The 16,222-nt window shown below is 65.1% G+C and carries 14 protein-coding genes; 7 read left to right on the forward strand and 7 right to left on the reverse strand.

What is annotated here, in order from left to right; translation table 11 throughout:
- Positions 1-83 precede the first annotated feature (83 nt).
- The 5 genes from RS897_RS17975 to RS897_RS17995 are packed head-to-tail and all read left to right on the forward strand — an operon-like array spanning position 84 to position 5,976.
- On the forward strand, positions 84-1,481 hold the full coding sequence (locus tag RS897_RS17975; protein ID WP_315837857.1) for an FAD-linked oxidase C-terminal domain-containing protein: 1,398 nt from the start codon (positions 84-86) through the stop codon (positions 1,479-1,481).
- On the forward strand, positions 1,478-3,016 hold the full coding sequence (locus RS897_RS17980; protein ID WP_315837858.1) for a sugar ABC transporter ATP-binding protein: 1,539 nt from the start codon (positions 1,478-1,480) through the stop codon (positions 3,014-3,016). The genes RS897_RS17975 and RS897_RS17980 overlap by 4 nt, the downstream gene beginning before the upstream one ends.
- Positions 3,009-3,959, forward strand: coding sequence for an ABC transporter permease (locus RS897_RS17985; protein WP_315837859.1), 951 nt, complete (start codon positions 3,009-3,011; stop codon positions 3,957-3,959). The genes RS897_RS17980 and RS897_RS17985 overlap by 8 nt, the downstream gene beginning before the upstream one ends.
- Positions 3,956-4,948, forward strand: coding sequence for an ABC transporter permease (locus tag RS897_RS17990; RefSeq protein ID WP_315837860.1), 993 nt, complete (start codon positions 3,956-3,958; stop codon positions 4,946-4,948). The genes RS897_RS17985 and RS897_RS17990 overlap by 4 nt, the downstream gene beginning before the upstream one ends.
- Positions 4,949-4,989: 41 nt before the next feature.
- A complete protein-coding gene (locus RS897_RS17995) occupies positions 4,990-5,976 on the forward strand; it encodes a sugar ABC transporter substrate-binding protein (RefSeq protein ID WP_315837861.1) in 987 nt (328 codons plus the stop codon).
- Positions 5,977-6,178: 202 nt separating this feature from the next.
- On the opposite strand, the gene RS897_RS18000 is transcribed toward RS897_RS17995, so the two are convergent.
- Together RS897_RS18000 and RS897_RS18005 are read right to left on the reverse strand one after the other, a co-directional pair.
- On the reverse strand, positions 6,179-7,627 hold the full coding sequence (locus RS897_RS18000) for an MmgE/PrpD family protein (protein WP_315837862.1): 1,449 nt from the start codon (positions 7,625-7,627) through the stop codon (positions 6,179-6,181).
- A 57-nt stretch (positions 7,628-7,684) separates the two neighbouring features.
- On the reverse strand, positions 7,685-8,215 hold the full coding sequence (locus tag RS897_RS18005) for a hypothetical protein (protein WP_315837863.1): 531 nt from the start codon (positions 8,213-8,215) through the stop codon (positions 7,685-7,687).
- A gap of 143 nt (positions 8,216-8,358) precedes the next feature.
- On the opposite strand from RS897_RS18005, the gene RS897_RS18010 reads away from it, so the two are divergent.
- Both RS897_RS18010 and RS897_RS18015 read left to right on the forward strand, forming a co-directional pair.
- Positions 8,359-9,255 (forward strand): LysR family transcriptional regulator, encoded by an 897-nt coding sequence (locus RS897_RS18010; RefSeq protein ID WP_315837864.1) that lies wholly within the window; start codon positions 8,359-8,361, stop codon positions 9,253-9,255.
- 290 nt (positions 9,256-9,545) lie between these two features.
- On the forward strand, positions 9,546-10,514 hold the full coding sequence (locus tag RS897_RS18015; RefSeq protein ID WP_315837865.1) for an amidohydrolase family protein: 969 nt from the start codon (positions 9,546-9,548) through the stop codon (positions 10,512-10,514).
- Between the two features lie 84 nt (positions 10,515-10,598).
- Here the strand turns inward: RS897_RS18015 and RS897_RS18020 are convergent, their stop codons facing one another.
- The 5 genes from RS897_RS18020 to RS897_RS18040 all read right to left on the reverse strand — a co-directional run bounded on the left by RS897_RS18020 (position 10,599) and on the right by RS897_RS18040 (position 16,212).
- On the reverse strand, positions 10,599-12,008 hold the full coding sequence (locus RS897_RS18020) for an amidase (RefSeq protein ID WP_315837866.1): 1,410 nt from the start codon (positions 12,006-12,008) through the stop codon (positions 10,599-10,601).
- 66 nt (positions 12,009-12,074) lie between these two features.
- Positions 12,075-12,860, reverse strand: coding sequence for an ABC transporter permease (locus RS897_RS18025; RefSeq protein ID WP_315837867.1), 786 nt, complete (start codon positions 12,858-12,860; stop codon positions 12,075-12,077).
- On the reverse strand, positions 12,857-13,669 hold the full coding sequence (locus RS897_RS18030) for an ABC transporter permease (protein WP_315838674.1): 813 nt from the start codon (positions 13,667-13,669) through the stop codon (positions 12,857-12,859). The genes RS897_RS18025 and RS897_RS18030 overlap by 4 nt, the downstream gene beginning before the upstream one ends.
- 85 nt (positions 13,670-13,754) lie before the next feature.
- Positions 13,755-14,837, reverse strand: a complete 1,083-nt coding sequence (locus RS897_RS18035; protein WP_315837868.1) for an ABC transporter substrate-binding protein — start codon at positions 14,835-14,837, stop codon at positions 13,755-13,757.
- Between the two features lie 37 nt (positions 14,838-14,874).
- Positions 14,875-16,212, reverse strand: coding sequence for an NAD(P)/FAD-dependent oxidoreductase (locus tag RS897_RS18040; protein ID WP_407654508.1), 1,338 nt, complete (start codon positions 16,210-16,212; stop codon positions 14,875-14,877).
- Positions 16,213-16,222 lie beyond the last annotated feature (10 nt).

The raw sequence follows: 16,222 nt of genomic DNA on the forward strand, positions 1-16,222 counted from the left end.
ACAAGGCAACGGACCGACAAGAGTCCGGCGTCGGATCAAAAATGGAGCGCGCGCAGTCGCGCTCCATTGTGAGGGGAACAAGGATGGGACTGCCGATCAACACGGCCGGGGTTGTCGATCGTCTGACGCAGATGGTCGGATCGCGCGCCACCACCGCGCGCGGCGTGCTGGAGCAGCATGGCCGCAGCGAGGCGTATCATGCCAGCCGGCCGCCGGATGTGGTGGTGTTTCCGGAAACCACGGAGGAAGTCGCCGAGATCGTGAAGCTATGCGCCAGCGTCGGTTTGCCGGTGGTGCCGTTCGGCGCCGGCACCTCGCTGGAAGGCAATGCCGCGGCGGTCGAGGGCGGGCTGTGTTTCGACTTCTCCCGCATGAACAGGATTCTTGCGGTGCACGACAAGGATATGGACGTGGTGGTGCAGCCCGGCATCACCCGCAAGCAGCTCAATGCGCAGCTGCGCGACACCGGTTTGTTCTTTCCGATCGATCCCGGAGCCGATGCCTCGATCGGCGGCATGGCGTCGACCCGCGCGTCCGGCACCATGGCGGTGCGTTATGGCACCATGAAGGACAATGTGATGGCGCTGGAGGTGGTGCTGGCCGATGGCCGCATCATCCGTACTGCGCGCCGCGCCCGCAAATCTTCCGCGGGCTACGACCTCACCCGGCTGTTCGTGGGCTCTGAAGGCACCCTCGGCATCCTCACCGAGATCACCTTGAAGCTGCATCCCTGGCCGCAGGCGATCTCGTCGGCGGTGTGCAGCTTCACGTCGTTGCATGATGCGGTCGAGACCGCGATCGAGATCATTCAATCCGGCATTCCGGTGGCCCGGGTCGAATTGCTCGATGACGTCATGATGCGGGGCATCAATGGCTACGCCAAGTTCGGCTATCGTGAGGCGCCGACGTTGTTCTTCGAATTCCACGGCACCGACGCCGGCGTTGCCGAACAGGCGGAGCTTGCACAGGCGATCGCGGCGGAGCATGGCGGGCTCGGCTTTGAGTGGGCGCGGGCGGCGGAGGAGCGCAGCCGGCTCTGGCAGGCGCGCGACAACACGCTCTATGCGGGCCTCAGCCTGAAGCCGGGCGCCCGCGCCATGATCACCGACGTCTGCGTGCCGATCTCGCGGCTGGCGGAATGCCTGGTGGAGAACCGCAGGGATGTCGAAGCCAACGGCCTGATCGCGCCGATTGTCGGCCATGTCGGCGACGGCAACTTCCACATGCTGATCCTGATCGATCCCGACAATGCCGATGAAGTTGCGCGGGCCAAGGCGCTGCACGCTCGTTTGGTGGCGCGGGCCATCGCCATGGATGGCACCTGCACTGGCGAGCACGGTGTTGGCCTGGGCAAGATCGATTTTCTTCGGGATGAGCTCGGCGACACCGTCGACGTCATGCGCGGCATCAAGGCTGCGCTCGATCCACGCCATCTGATGAACCCCGGCAAGATCTTTCGCCGCGCCGAGGTGACGCCATGAGCGACGCGCTGCCCATCGATGACACCGCGGGCCGCGCCCCGGCCACAGCACCGTTGCTGGAGCTGCGCGGCATCAGCAAGGAGTTTCCCGGCGTCAAGGCGCTGGATGATGTTTCATTTGCGGTGTGGCCCGGTGAAGTCCACATGCTGCTCGGTGAGAACGGTGCCGGCAAGTCCAGCCTGATGAAGGTGCTGTGCGGCGCCTATCGCGCCGACCGCGGCGAATTCTATCACAACGGCGACAAGGTCGAGATCGCGTCGGCTGCGGATGCGCAAAAGCTCGGCATCGCCGTGATCTTCCAGGAGTTCTCGCTGGTGCCGTATCTCGACATCGCCCAGAACATTTTCCTGGGCCGTGAGCCGGCCGGCCGCATTCCCGGCACCATCGACCGCCGCCGCATCCTCAGCGACGCCAAAAAGATCCTGCAGACCATCGGCTTCGACATCGATCCCGCCGTCAAGGTGGACAAGCTCGGCGTCGCGCAGCAGCAGATGGTGGAGATCGCCAAGGCCATCAGCCAGAACGCCCGCATCCTGGTGATGGATGAGCCGACCGCGGCGCTGTCGGACCGCGAGTCGGAACTGCTGTTCGCGCTGATCGCCCGGCTGAAGGCCGACGGCGTCGCCATCATCTATATCTCGCACCGCATGGCCGAGGTGTTCGCCATGGGCGACCGCATCACCGTGCTGCGCGACGGCCGCCGTATCGACGAAGTGCGTCCCGGCGATGCATCGCCCGACCAGCTGGTGCGGATGATGGTCGGCCGCAACGTCGACATGAGTTACCCCCGCAACTTCGCGCAAACTCCCGGCAAGATCATGCTCGAGGTCCGGGGATTGTCGGCGGCCTCCGGCATCAGCCGCATCGATCTGGTGGTACGGGCGGGGGAAATTGTCGGTCTCTGCGGCCTGGTCGGCTCCGGCCGCACCGAAGTGGTGCGGGCGATCTTCGGCGCCGACAAGGCCACCGCAGGCACCATCATTTTCGACGGCCACGAAAAATCCGGCGGCCCGGATGAAGCGGCGCGGCTGGGGCTGGCGCTGATCCCGGAAAGCCGCAGGGCCGAGGGCCTGGCGCTGCTGCGCTCGGTCGGCGACAACCTCGTAGTCTCCGCGCTGCGCAAGCTGTTTCCCAGCGGGCTGTTTGACCGCGGACGCGCCGAACGCACCGCCGATGGCCTGGTGCAGCAATTGCGCATCGTCACGCCGACGGTGAAGCAGACCGTGGGCCTGCTGTCCGGCGGCAACCAGCAGAAGGTGGTGATCGGCAAATGGCTCGCTGCCGGCGCCAAGCTCTTCATCTTCGACGAACCCACGCGCGGCATCGATGTCGGCGCCAAGGCCGAGATTTTCGCCCTGATCGACCGGCTGGTGGCGGAAGGCGCCGCGGCGCTGATGATCTCGTCCGAGCAGGCCGAGATCTGCCATGTTTGCGACCGTGCCTATGTGATGCGCGACGGCCGCATCGCCGGCGAACTGTCGCGTTCCGAGCTGACCGAGGAAAACATCGTGAGACTGGGGATGCACCATGCGTGAGGATGTGATTGCCGTCTCCGCCAATCCGCTGCAGCGGATTCCCGGCGTTGCCGTCATGCTGGTCGTGCTGGTGGCGGTGTTCGGCGTGATCGCGCCGGGCTTCCTGTCGCTGCCCAACATCTCCAATGTGCTGGTGCAGTCCACCATCCTGATGCTGCTGGCGCTGCCGATGACCCTGATCATCATGACCGAGGGGCTCGACCTCTCCATGGGCGCGGTGCTGACCCTGACCTCGCTGGTTGTCGCCATTGTCGCGGTTGCCACCAAGTCGATGGCGCTGGGGCTGATGGCGGCGGTGCTGGTCGGCCTGGTGTTCGGCGTGGCCAATGGCTGGCTGGTGGCCATTGTCGGCATCCCGCCGTTCGTGGCCACGCTGGGCACGCTGGGCATGGCGCAGGGGCTGTCGCTGATCGTCAGCGACGGCCAGAGCGTGGTCGGCATCCCCGCCAGCGTGCGCGGCATCTATTCCGGCGTGGTGGCCGGCGTGCCGGTGCCGATCATCGTGGCACTGATTGCGTATCTGGTGTTTCACGGGCTGCTCTATCACACCCGGTTCGGCACCTATATTTTCGCGCTCGGCGGCAACCGTGAAGCGCTGCGGTATGCCGGCCGCTCGCCCAGCCGATTGCTGATTGCGGTGTATGCCATCGGTGGCGCGATGGCCGGCATCGCCGGGTTGTTGATGACCGCGCGGATGAACTCCGGGCATCCGACTGCGGGGCTCGGCCTTGAGTTCGACGCCATCGCCGCGGTGGCGGTGGGCGGCACCTCGTTCGAGCGCGGCAATGGCTGGCTGCTCGGAACAGCGCTCGGCGTCATCACGGTGGGCGTACTGCGCAACGGCCTCAATTTGATGGCGCTGCCGTCGTCGATCCAGGTCGCCAGTGTCGGCATCCTGGTGATCGTGGCCCTGTTTGTCGACGGATTGCGGAGCCGGACATGACCGACGTCTCGAAGCCGACCACTCCGAAGCAGACCTTCATGCCGCCGCGCGCGTTCCTGTCGGAAGACGTGATCCAGGTGTTCTACCGGCTGCTCGCGGCGCTGCTGATTTGCGTCGCGTTGTCGCTGCTCAGCGACTCCTTCCTCAGCGTCAACAACATCCTCAATGTGCTGCGCCAGGCCAGCCTGATGTTCTTCATCGCCGCAGGCCTCACACTGGTGGTGCTCACCGCCGGCCTCGATCTGTCCGTCGGCGCCAATGTGGCGCTGTCGGCCTGTCTTGCCGGCACCGTCATCCATGTCACCAAGTCGCCCGCGCTTGGCGTGCTCACGGGTCTGGCTGCTGGTGGCGCCATCGGGCTTCTCAACGGGGTGATGGTAACGGCGCTGCGGATTCCGTCCTTCATCGCCACCTATGGCATGCTGTGGGTGCTGCATGGCGTGACCTACTGGTACATGGCCGGGGACACCATCCATGGTTTCCCGCCGGGTTTCCGCCAGATCGGCAGCGGCTACTGGCTGGGCTTGCCGATTCCGGTCTACCTGCTGCTGATCTTCCTCGCCATCGGCACGATTTTCGCGCAGCGCACCACCTGGGGGCAGGAGATCTATGCCATCGGCGCCAATCCGGTGGCGGCGCGGCTGTCCGGCATTCCGGTCTCGCGCCGGCTGATCCTGGTCTATGTGATGTCCGGCCTGATGGCGGGCCTCGCCTCCATCGTGTTCCTGGCGCGGCTGAATTCGGCCGAGGCCGACATCGGCGAAAGCCTGACGCTGCCGGCGATCGCGGCGGTGCTGATCGGCGGCACTTCGCTGTTCGGCGGCATCGGCACGGTATTCGGCACCTTTGTCGGCGCGCTCATTCTCACGCTGGTGCTCAACGGCATGAACCTGCTGCAGGTCAGCGCTAGCTGGCAGCCGCTGGTCACCGGCGTGATCGTCATCCTTGCGGTGTGGCTCGACATGAAGACGCGCCGTCGCACGCAATGATTTTTCGCAACGTTTCAACAATCAACAAGAGGGGTGGAGATATGACCAAATCGACTAATATGAAGCTTGCCGGTGGGGCGGTGACCTTGCTGGCCTCGGCGGCATTCGCAACCGGCGCATTCGCCGACGGCGAGACCATCGCGGTGTTCACCAAGAACCAGACCAATCCGTATTTCCAGACCGTGCGGGTCGGCGCCGATGCCGCCGCCAAATCGCTCAATGCCAAGACGCTGCATTACATCCCGACCAAGCCCGACAGCATTCCCGAGCAGCTCAGCCAGATCGAAGACGTGATCGTGAAGAAGCCGAGCTCCATCGTCTTTATCCCGGTGGACTACAAGGCGATGGTGCCTGGCGTTGAGCAGATCAACAGCGCCAAGATCCCGGTGGTTAACGTCACCGACCGCTCCGAAGGCGGCAAGTTCGTCGCCTTCGTCGGCGCCGACGACTACAGCCTGGGGCTGGAGACCGCGCGTTACCTGCTCAAGACACTCGGCGGCAAGGGCAACATCGTCATCATCGAGGGCGTCAAGGGCTCGCTCACCAACGTCGATCGCGTCCGCGGCTTCTATGATGCGCTGAAGGAAAATCCGGGCGCCAAGCTGCTCGCCGCCCAGCCCGCCAACTATCAGCGGCTGCAGGCGCTGCAGGTGATGGAAAACCTGATGCAGTCGAATTCGCAGATCGACGGTGTGCTCGCCGCCAACGACGCCATGGCGATTGGCGCGATCGAGGCGCTCGACGGCGCCAACCGCAAGGCCCAGGTGATCGGCGTCAACGGCACCAAGGAAGCGGTCGACGCCATCAAGGCCGGCAAGCTGCTCGCCAGCGGTGACTATAACGGCTTCGTGCAGGGCTGTGTCGGCACCATGATCGCCATCCGCGCGCTGCGCAACGAACCGGTGGTGACCGAGATCGTGCTGAAGCCCACCGTCATCACCAAGGACAACTACCAGCCCTACGACGTGGCGCTGGACGCCCGCAAGTGCCCGAGCTGGGATGAGGCGGCGAAGCTTGGGGTGAAGTGAGGGGGATGGCTGAAATCGGCAGCCGGAAAATGTTGTAGGAAACGAAGGTATCCTACCCACTCCGTCATCACCGGGCTTGACCCGGTGATCCAGCTTTCTTCTTCACTGTGCTGGAACCAAGCTGGATCCGCGGGTCAAGCCCGCGGATGACGCAGTGGGGATGCTACGCTCGCGCTGAATGATACGCTTAGCGGTATCCGCCTCACGCGATCAGCAGCGGCCGCAACTGGCGCATGTCATCCAGCTTCTCCAACGCGTTGACCTGATCAATCAGCTTCTCCGCCCGATCAGCCCCGAGCACCGGCGCGATCAGGTCGCGGGTCTTGGCGTTGACGGCTTCCGTGCTCAGCGGGTTCTCCTTGGTGCCGGGCGGAAACTTGGTGAAGTGCTCGACCTTGCGTCCGTCGGTCATAGTCACCTCGACAATCGCGCCGCGTGGTGCCGCGGGATCCATCAAGGCGGGATCGCCGGCGAGCTTCACCTTGGCGCGTTGCGCCAGGATGGCGGGATCGCGCATCAGCCCCACATCGTGGCTGTCGGTGAACGACACCGCGCCCTTGACCAGCGCCAGCGCGACCAGATGCGGGCAACTGACATCGGGCATCGCACTGGTGCCGACGATCCCCATGGCGTCGGTGGGCAGCTTGACCAGGATGTCCCGGACATTGTCCGGCGTCAGCCCATGTTGTTTGCGCAGAGTCAGCAAGGCGTCCAGCGGTGACTGGATCGGGTAGCCGACGGAGAACGTCTTGATTGCGGTCTCGGTGACATAGAACCGGCTGCCGAGGCCTTCCAGCATGGCTTCTGGTTTCGGATCGGTCGACAGCGCGATGAACAGGTTGTGGGTGCCGTCGAGCACGTCGCTGACACCGGTCAAGCCGGCCTGCACCATGGTGACGGCCATCACGCCGTTACGCGCACCCATGCCGGCGAAGTCGAACGCCTTCTCGACATGGTCCTCGTCCTTCACCCAGCTCCACAGGCCCGACACCTGCTGGGCCGCATAGGAGATGGCGAAACGCATGCCCGTCTCGTCGAGGCGTGCGAGCGAGGCCGCGCCGCCAAGGGCGCCGAAGGTGGAACTGGTGCCTTCCGCGCTGCGGTGGCTGCCGCGCACGAGGTCGGGCCCCAGCGCCATCAACAGGCGGCAGGTGAGGTCGTAGCCAAGCGCCACGGCGCGCACGAATTCCTCGCCGGAGCGGCCTTCCTTCTCGGCGATGGCAAGGGCCGCAGGAACCACCGCGCAGCCCGGATGCGCCTTGGTCACCGGCTCGAAATCGTCGGTTTCGTCCGCATGGCCACACATCGCATTGGCAAGCGCGGCATTGATCGCGGTGGTGCGGAAGCTGGCGCCGATCACGGTGGCCTGCTCGGTGCCGCCGAGCCCGCGCACATAATCCACCGCCAGCACACCGGGTTTCATGCGCGCACCCGACACCATCGCGCCAAACGTGTCGAGGATGCGATGCTTGCAGGCGACGAGCACCGCATCGGGCAGCGCGCGATCGCGCGCCGATACCATGTAACGCGCAAGCCGTCCGGTGATATCGGCGCCGGCCGCCGTCGCGCACCCGGGAAACGCAGCAAGTGCGGTGAGGGCGCTGGCGGACACGAGGATGTCGCGACGTGATCGTAACTGCCTTTTCGACATTATTATTATGCTCCCAGAGAATTTTGCGTTGCAGCGGCGTGTGGGCTGATCGCCGTCTCAGCCGGTTGTATCAGCCAAGCGCGTTTTCACGAACAGCGCCAGCGGCACCGCATAGAAAAAATGCGACATGAAACCGCCGATCACCACCATCGGGTCGAAGTAATCGGGATGGTTTGTGGTGGCAACCATGATCGCCGCATGCATCACGATCCAGATCACGATGGCGTAGAACAGCGCCACAAACGTGGCCTCGTAGCCGCGACGCCGGAACATCGGCCAGAGGTAAGCGAACAGCACACCCCAGGCGAGCGCGAAGGCAAAGTGGATGGCCGTGCCGACCACATAGGCCCCAGCCCCCAGCTGGTCCTGCACCACCTTGCCGAACACCAGGCCCGTGGCATTGCGTGGAATGCCGGCGAGCGGCATCAGGTGCTGCACCCCGACCCAGACGATGGCCTCGTAGATCCAGATGATCACGCCGCCCAGCAGTCCGCCGGCGAGGCCGGTGCGGATCAGCAGGGATCGGCCCGGAACATTCGTCGATGACGTTGAGCCGAACTGCGTCACCTGTGTGGCGGTGCTGCTCATGATGGTCGTCCCTCCTGTGTGATGACGTTTCTGGTTGGTATTGGATCTGGCGGTCTGGCGCCGCACGCCGCGTCAAAGCCATTGGACCACGCGCGCGGGCGATGCGATAAACTCACCTGACCTGCCCGCGAAGGACACCCAGCTTGCGCATCGATCTCCTCGGCATCGAAACCTTCGTCAGCATCGCGGACCGCGGCAGCTTCCATCTCGCCGCGGCGCATCTCAATCTGTCGCAGACCGCGCTGAGTCACCGGATGAAGCGGCTGGAGGACGATCTCGGCATCAAGCTGTTCACCCGAACCACCCGCAAGCTGGCGCTGACGCCCGCCGGCCTCGAGCTGCTGCCGAAGGCCCGCCGCATGCTCGACGACATGGCGGCCTCGTATCTGCAATTGCGGCAGCAGGGCCGCGAGGGCCAGACGCGGCTGGCGTTCGGCTGCCTGCCGACCATTGCCAACCATTACCTGCCGCCGGTGCTGAAGACGGTGACGAGCAACTATCCGGACCTCGCCATTCGTGTGTTCGACAACTCCGCCGGTGAAATCGCTGATCTCGTCCAGAAGGGCGAGGCGGAATTCGGCATCACCTTCGTCTCCGCGCATCCCTGGGACATCGACATCAAGCCGCTGATGAAGGAGCCCTATGTGGTGCTGTGCCCGGCGGATCATCCGCTGGCGCGCAACGAGGCGGTGGCGTGGTCCGAGCTCGAGGGCTATCCGCTGGTCCGCATCAGCCCACAGACCGGCAACCGCGCGCTGATCGACGAAGCGCTGGGCAGCCGCCGTGAGACCATGACCTGGCGCTACGAAGTGCAGCATGTGGCGACCGCTGTGAGCATGGTGCAGGCCGGTGTCGGGCTGACCATCGTTCCGCGGCTCGCTGTCGTGGCGGCCGCCGTTCCGGGTCTTGTCGCACGTCCGATGCGCAATCCGTCGGTGGCCCGCACCATCGGCATCATCATGCGGCGCGGGCTGCCGCTGAGCACGGCCGGCCAGGCGCTGGTGAGTTGCCTGGAGCGCAGCCTCCCGGTGGATGTCTGAGCAGGCGATCTCGCTCGTCGCGTCGTCCACGCATCGACCCTTCTTCGTTGTCTGCTGCGCCTTGCTGGGCTGGGCCTTGGTCACGGCGGGGAAGCCGGCGATGCAAGTTGAACCGGCGCGCTTCGGCTCACAAGCCGCCGATTGATGCTAAGTTTTCATGAGAAGCGCAAAATCAATCATTTGATCGATGGTGCGGTGGAACGGTACGGGCCTTTTCATCTCGCCATCATGGCGGGATCGGTGCGCGGCCTCCGGCAAGTGTGGTGTGGCACCCGAACGGAGGAAACAGCATGCATCGACGCGATCTCCTTGCCGGCATGGCAGGGCTCGGACTGGCTTCGAAATTGGCGATGCCCTCGTCGCGCGCGGCCGACGAGAAAAGCATCCCCACCATCGCCGGACCCGATCCGGAGACGAAGACGCCGGCCTTCAAGGCTCCGCCGGGCGCGGTCGATACCCACACCCACATCTTCGGCCCCGCCGCCGTCTATCCCTTCGCGGCGAACCGCCCCTATTCGCCGCCGGATGCGCCGCTCGACATGTTCCGCAAGCTGCACGCCGCGATCGGCGTGGAGCGCGCCGTCATCGTCAATGCCACCGTGCACGGCTTCGACAACCGCGTGGTCACCGACGCCATTGCGCAGAGCGGCGGCAAGTACAAGGGCGTGGCCAATGTCAACGCCGCCATGAGCGATGGCGATCTCGCTGCGCTCGACAAGGCTGGCATCCGCGCCTGCCGCTTCGCCTTCCTCAAGCGGCTCGGCGGCGTCGGCGACATGAAGGTGTTTCGTTCGCTGGTCGACCGCGTCGCCGCGATCGGCTGGCATGTCGACGTCTATCTGGAGGCGGGGACGATCCAGGAATTCGTGCCACTCCTGAAGGCGCTGCCGGTCACCTATGTGATCGACCACATGGGCACCATCAGCGCCGCCAGGGGTCTCGACGATGCCGAGTTCAAGGCGTTGCTCGATCTGCAAGCAAGCGACGAGAAGTGCTGGATCAAGATCACGGGGCCGGAGCGGGCCTCCGCCGCGGGGCCGCCGTTCCACGACGCCGTGCCCTTCGCCAGGCGTCTGATCGACAACGCACCGGACCGCGTGCTCTGGGGCACCGACTGGCCGCATCCGAATGTGAAGATCATGCCGAACGACGGCGATCTCGTCGATCTCATCCCGCTATATGCACCGGACCCCGCGGTTCAGCGCAAGCTGCTGGTGAGCAATCCGGAGCGGCTGTTCAGGTTTGAACCGGTGACTTGAGACGTGTAGCCCGGATGAGCAAAGCGACATCCGGGATGCATGCGGACCCGGGTGTCGCTTTGCTCACCCGGGCTACGGGATAAGTCACGTCCGCGCGCTGCGATCGACCAGCCCCGGCCGCGCGCCGGTGGCGCAGGCCTGCTCGACGCAGCGGCTGGCGCGCAGGATGGTTGGTTCGCTGAACATCGGCCCCACGATCTGCAGGCCGATCGGCAGGCCATCGACAAATCCGCAGGGCACCGAGGCCGCGGGCTGGCGGGTGAGGTTGAACGGCCATGTCAGCGGCGTCCAGTCGAGCCATTGCGGGAAGCGCTCAGGGTCGGGCGTATCGATGCCCGCCGCGAAGGCGGTGATGGGAATGGTCGGTGTCAGCAGCAGATCGTAATCCCGGTGAAACTGCTGCATCTGCTGGCTCAGCGCACGCATGTCGAGATACGCCGCCTGCAGTTCGCTTGTGGAAATATCCTGGGCCGAGACCGCCAGCCGCAGCAGGCCCGGATCGAGCGCCGCCAGTTGCGCGCCGTCGAAGTCACGCACCAGCGCGGCATGCGATGCGGCCCAGATCACCTCGATGGTGCCCTGCGCGCCGGACAGATCCAGCGGTACGCGCTGCACGTCGGCGCCGGCCTTCACCAGCGCATCGAGGGCCGGCTGCAAGCCGGCGACGACGGCGGGATCGGAGACCGGGAAGCCGAGATCGGGCGACCATGCGATACGCAGGCCCGCCACGCCGCTGTCGAGGCCATCGAGATAGTCGATGCCGCGATCGGGAATGGCAAAGGAATCGCGGGGGTCCGGGCGGGTGAGCACGTTCATCAGCAACGCGCTGTCGGCGACATCGCGCGACAGGCCGCCATAAACCGCGAGCGTGCCCATCGGCCCCGGCAGGTTCGGCACCAGGCCGTAACTCGGCTTCAGTCCGAACACGCCGCTGAACGCCGCCGGGATGCGGATGGAGCCGCCGCCATCGCCGCCGGTGGCGAGCGGCATCACGCCGGCCGCCACCAGCGCGGCCGAGCCGCCGCTGGAGCCGCCGGGCGTGCGCGACGTGTCCCAGGGGTTGCGGGTGATGCCGGTCAGCGGGCCGTGGGTGATGCCCTTCCAGCCGTATTCGGGCGTGGTTGTCTTGCAGAAGAACACCGCGCCCGCCTCGCGCAGGCGCGCGACACCCGGGGTGTCGAATGTGCTGGGCGCGGTTGGCGTGGTGTGGGAGCCGATGCGCATCGGCCAGCCCGCGACATGCCCGGTGTCCTTGATGGCGACGGGCACGCCGTCCAGCGGCCCGACCGGTGCGCCGCGCCGCCAGCGTTCCGCCGACTCCGTCGCGAGCCGCCGCCCCTGCGGCTCGTCCAGCAGGCAAACGGCGTTGAGGATGGGATCGACCGTGCGCAACTGCGCCAGCGTGGCATCCAGCACATCCACCGGCGAAAGATCGCCCGTGGCGAAGCGGCTGACCATCTCGCGGGCAGGAAGCCAGTTCAGGTCGTTGGGCATGACGTGTGTTCCAGTGTGCAGCGAATCTGTCGAGCGTAGCACGATAGGCCGTGACCGGGCGCGTCCTCAACTCTCGCGCTTGCGCCGCGTGCTGGCGATCAGGACCAGCAGGAAGGAGGCGGCGGTCATCAGGGTGCTGATCGCGGCGATGGTCGGGTCGATCTCGTCGCGCAACGCGATGAACATCCGCTTGGTGAGCGGCTGATATTGACCGCCGGAAATGAACAGCGCCACCACGGTTTCGTCCATCGCCGAAATGAAGGCGAAGATGCTGCCGGTCAGTACGCTGGTCTTGATCTGTGGCAGGGTGACGGCGAAGAAGCTGCGCAGGCGGTTCATGCCGAGGCTGCGCGCCACCATTTCCTGCGCGGGGTCGAAGCTCTGCAATCCCGCCACTACCGAGGTGATGACGTAGGGCAGGCCGAGCATGACGTTGGCGAGCACCAGCCCGGACATTGTCGCCACCAGCCCGACCCTGGCATAGACGAAAAAGATACCGACGGCGGTGATGATGATCGGCACCACCAGCGGCAGCATCAGCGTCATGTGGATCAGCCGCATGATTCGCAGCTTGGAATTGGTGATGGCGTAGGCCGCGGCGACGCCCAGCGGCGTCGCGATCAGTACGGTGAGCACCGCGACCGTGAATGTCACGCGGGTGGCCTGCATCCAGGCCGGATTGCCGACATAGTCCTGGTACCAGCGCAACGACAGCGATGGCGGCGGAAACGTCAGGAAGCGGGTGCTCGAGAACGACATCGGCACGATGATCAGCACCGGCAGGATTAAATAGAGCAACCCCAGCGCGCAGAACAAAATAAGGGCGATGCGTCCCGGTGATAGCGTCTTCATTTCGGCGCCAGGATGCGATCGAATGGAATGAAGCGGCTGACGATCAGGAAAACGGCGAGGACGCCAGCCAGCAGCACCACCCCGACGGCGCTTGCTGCGCCCCACTGGTTGTAGAGTTCGACATTGCGGCTCACCAGCAGCGACACCATGATGGTTCGACCGCCGCCGAGCAGTTCCGGCGTGATGTAGAAGCCGAGGCTGAGCACGAACACAAGTGTCGTGCCGGCGAGCACGCCCGGCAGCGACAGCGGCAGGAAGATGCGCCAGAAGGTGTGCGCCGGGCCGCCGCCGAGACTTGCGCCGGCCTGCATCAGGTCGTTCGGAATCTTCTGCATGGCGGCATAGAGCGGCAGCACCATGAACGGCAGCAGGATGTGCACGGTCGCCACCACCGTGCCGAAGCTGTTGTGGACCAGCGCCAATGGCTCGTCGACCAGGCCTACGTATTGCAGCACCTGGTTGATCACGCCGGTCCGCTGCAGCAGTGCCAGCCAGGCATAGGATCGCACCAGCACGCTGGTCCAGAACGGCAGGATCACCAGCGCGAGAATGACAATGCTCCATCTCCTCGGCGCCGCATTCGCGGCATAAGCGAGGGGATAGCCGATCAGCAGTGCCAGCGTCGTCACCAGGAGGCTGATCTCGAAGGTCAGCGCGAAGCTGCGCCAATAGATGTCTTCGCTGAGGATGCGGCGGTAGTTCTCCAGTGTGAAGCCGTCATGGTAGATCGATTGCCAGGCGAGCCACCCTACCGGAAGCACGATCAGCAGCAGGATCACCAGCAGGGCCGGTGACGCCAGCGCCAGCATCAGGCCCTGTTCGCGGCGATGATGGCGCAAGGAGATATCCTGGTCGGATGTGCTCAATGCCGTTGTCCCATGTCGATCGGCGCGCTCATTTCTGCATGAAGGCGACCCAGCGCTTCTCGGCCGCTTCCCCCGCCGGCGACGCCCACCAGGCATAGGACATCAGCGCCTGCTTGCGGGTGTTCTCCGGCCCGCTTGGCAGTTGAACCGCCCGGTCCGCCTTGATCACGCCGGCGTCGAACGCCTTTGGATTGGCCGGGCCATAGTCGATATGCAGCGGCAAGTTGGCCTGCAGCAGGGGGTCGACCGCCTCGTTGAGGAATTGGACCGCGGTCTCGCGATTGGGCGCGTTCTTCAGGATACAGAGTGAAGTGCTCTGCAGCACGCCCTGATTGTAGGTATAGGCGACCTTGGCACCCTCGCTCGCGAGCGCGCTGACGCGGCCGTTCCAGGCCATCACCATGTCCACCTCGCCGTCGTTCAGCAATTGCGCCGATTGTGCGCCCGACGTCCACCACACGGTGATCGCGGGCTTGATCTCCTCGAGCTTTTTGAACGCGCGGTCGACATCGAGCGGATAGAGCTGGTCGGACGCCACCCCGTCGGCCATCAGCGCCGCCTCCAGCGTCGCCAGTGGATGGTTGCGCAGCGCGCGGCGGCCCGGAAATTTCTTCACGTCCCAGAAATCGGCCCAGCTGTTCGGCGCAGCACCGCTCGAATATTTCTTCAGGCTGTAGGCGAGCACGCTGGAATAGAATTCATAGGCGATGGAGTAGGGGCTGCGATATGCCTCCGGCATGGCGGCGGCGTTCGGGATTTTCGAGACGTCGAGCTTCTCGATCAGACCTTGCTCGCCGCCTCGCAGGCAATAGCTGGTCGGAACATCGACCACGTCCCAGGTCGGCGTGCCGCTGGCCACCTGCGACTTTATCACCGGCCAGGCGTCGGGAATGCTGTCCTGATTGATTGTGATGCCGAGTTTCCTGGCGGCCGGATCGAGGATCGCGACCGTCTGCGCCTTCTGGTAGGCGCCGCCCTGCGAGACGAAGGTGATCTGGTCTGCGGCCCGTGCCGGCAGGCTGGACAGTCCGGCCAGAAGGCCAAACGAAACACTCAGCGCATGTCGGGAAAAACGCGAACGAGATGCAACCGAACGAATTGCCGTTGTCATGGTCTATTCCCCTGTTGTTGGAATCGGGCCCGCGGATCTATCTCCCGATCGCATCCAGAAACTGGTACCAGCCGGCCACCATGCGGATGGCCGGTTCACGCAGCGGATAAAACGGAATGGTTTTGAGCCGGCTGGCATCGAGCAGGCCGACATTGGGGCTTTCGCCGCGCACGAAATCGGCCAGATAGCGCCCCATCAGGCTGGACATCGCCACGCCGGCGCCATTGTAGCCCATCGAAAACAGTGTCCGGTCGTCGAGCCGGCCGATATGCGGCATGGAATCCAGTGTCATGCCGACAAGGCCGGACCATGTGAAGGCCAGCGGCACATCGGTGAGTTCTGGAAAAATGCCGATCATCGCCTTGCGTAGCGCCTCGAATGCCGCCGTCGAATCCTGTTTGCCGAACGCGCCGCGGCCGCCGAATACCACGCGGTCGTCGACCATCCGGAACCAGCGCATCATCCGCTTGGTCTCGGTGTAGGTGCGGCCGCTCGGCATCAAACAGCGGGCGAGATTGGGCGACAATTTTTCCGTCGCGATGATGGCGCTGCGGAATGGCACCAGTGTTCGCTGCATATGGCGTGTGGCCGGCGTCAGGTCCGAATAGCTGTTGGTGGCGATGACCGCCTGCCGCGCCCGCACCGCGCCGTGGGGCGTCTCGGCGATCACGACGCCGGTGTCGCGCCGCAACTGGAGCACCGGGCTGTCCTGGAAGATGGGGACGCCGCGCTGCGCCACACCTTCGGCGACGCCACGCAGGTAGTTCAGCGGATGGATGCCGCCGGAACCGGGGTTCAGCACGCCGCCGACGAAGAGGCTCGAGCCGGTTTCGTCGCGTACTTGATGGGCATCGAGGATGCGAACATCGGTGTCGCCCATTTCGCGAGCCATCCAGCCAGCTTCCTCGACCGCGGCTTGCAGCGTCGCGCGATTGTGCGCCGCCTTGACCTGGCCACTCCGCGTCAGCAGTGCACCGGCAATGCCGAACTCGGACACCAGTTCCTCCACCATCTCGACGGAGTCGTGGGCGATCTCGTACATACGCTTCGCCATGGCGCCGCCATGGGCGGTATCGATGCTGCGAAAGGATTGCCGGAACTTGGCGGTGAGGACGCCGCCGTTGCGGCCGCTCGCGCCCCAGCCCGGATGGTTGGCTTCGATGACAACCGGCATTAGCCCGCTCTTGGCGATGTGATGCGCGGCGGAGAGCCCGGTATATCCCGCGCCGATGATAGCGACGTCGGCCTGGATCTCGCCGGACAGCGACGGAAAGGCCCGCAATGGCCGCGCGGTGCTCTCCCAGAGCGAGGCGGCCGATGCCTTGGGGCTCCAGATCTTCGGGCTCCAGATCTTCGGGGTCCAGCGCTCTGCCACGGCCGCACCC

Source organism: Bradyrhizobium prioriisuperbiae (assembly GCF_032397745.1).
GTDB lineage: Bacteria > Pseudomonadota > Alphaproteobacteria > Rhizobiales > Xanthobacteraceae > Bradyrhizobium_A > Bradyrhizobium_A prioriisuperbiae.

What these genes read in the sequence shown, in the direction of transcription:
- RS897_RS17975 (WP_315837857.1), top strand. Translation starts at nt 84, where the DNA reads ATGGGACTGCCGATCAACACGGCCGGGGTTGTCGATCGTCTGACGCAG.
- RS897_RS17980 (WP_315837858.1), top strand. Translation starts at nt 1,478, where the DNA reads ATGAGCGACGCGCTGCCCATCGATGACACCGCGGGCCGCGCCCCGGCC.
- RS897_RS17985 (WP_315837859.1), top strand. Translation starts at nt 3,009, where the DNA reads ATGCGTGAGGATGTGATTGCCGTCTCCGCCAATCCGCTGCAGCGGATT.
- RS897_RS17990 (WP_315837860.1), top strand. Translation starts at nt 3,956, where the DNA reads ATGACCGACGTCTCGAAGCCGACCACTCCGAAGCAGACCTTCATGCCG.
- RS897_RS17995 (WP_315837861.1), top strand. Translation starts at nt 4,990, where the DNA reads ATGACCAAATCGACTAATATGAAGCTTGCCGGTGGGGCGGTGACCTTG.
- RS897_RS18000 (WP_315837862.1), bottom strand. Translation starts at nt 7,627, where the DNA reads ATGTCGAAAAGGCAGTTACGATCACGTCGCGACATCCTCGTGTCCGCC.
- RS897_RS18005 (WP_315837863.1), bottom strand. Translation starts at nt 8,215, where the DNA reads ATGAGCAGCACCGCCACACAGGTGACGCAGTTCGGCTCAACGTCATCG.
- RS897_RS18015 (WP_315837865.1), top strand. Translation starts at nt 9,546, where the DNA reads ATGCATCGACGCGATCTCCTTGCCGGCATGGCAGGGCTCGGACTGGCT.
- RS897_RS18020 (WP_315837866.1), bottom strand. Translation starts at nt 12,008, where the DNA reads ATGCCCAACGACCTGAACTGGCTTCCTGCCCGCGAGATGGTCAGCCGC.
- RS897_RS18025 (WP_315837867.1), bottom strand. Translation starts at nt 12,860, where the DNA reads ATGAAGACGCTATCACCGGGACGCATCGCCCTTATTTTGTTCTGCGCG.
- RS897_RS18030 (WP_315838674.1), bottom strand. Translation starts at nt 13,669, where the DNA reads ATGCTGGCGCTGGCGTCACCGGCCCTGCTGGTGATCCTGCTGCTGATC.
- RS897_RS18035 (WP_315837868.1), bottom strand. Translation starts at nt 14,837, where the DNA reads ATGACAACGGCAATTCGTTCGGTTGCATCTCGTTCGCGTTTTTCCCGA.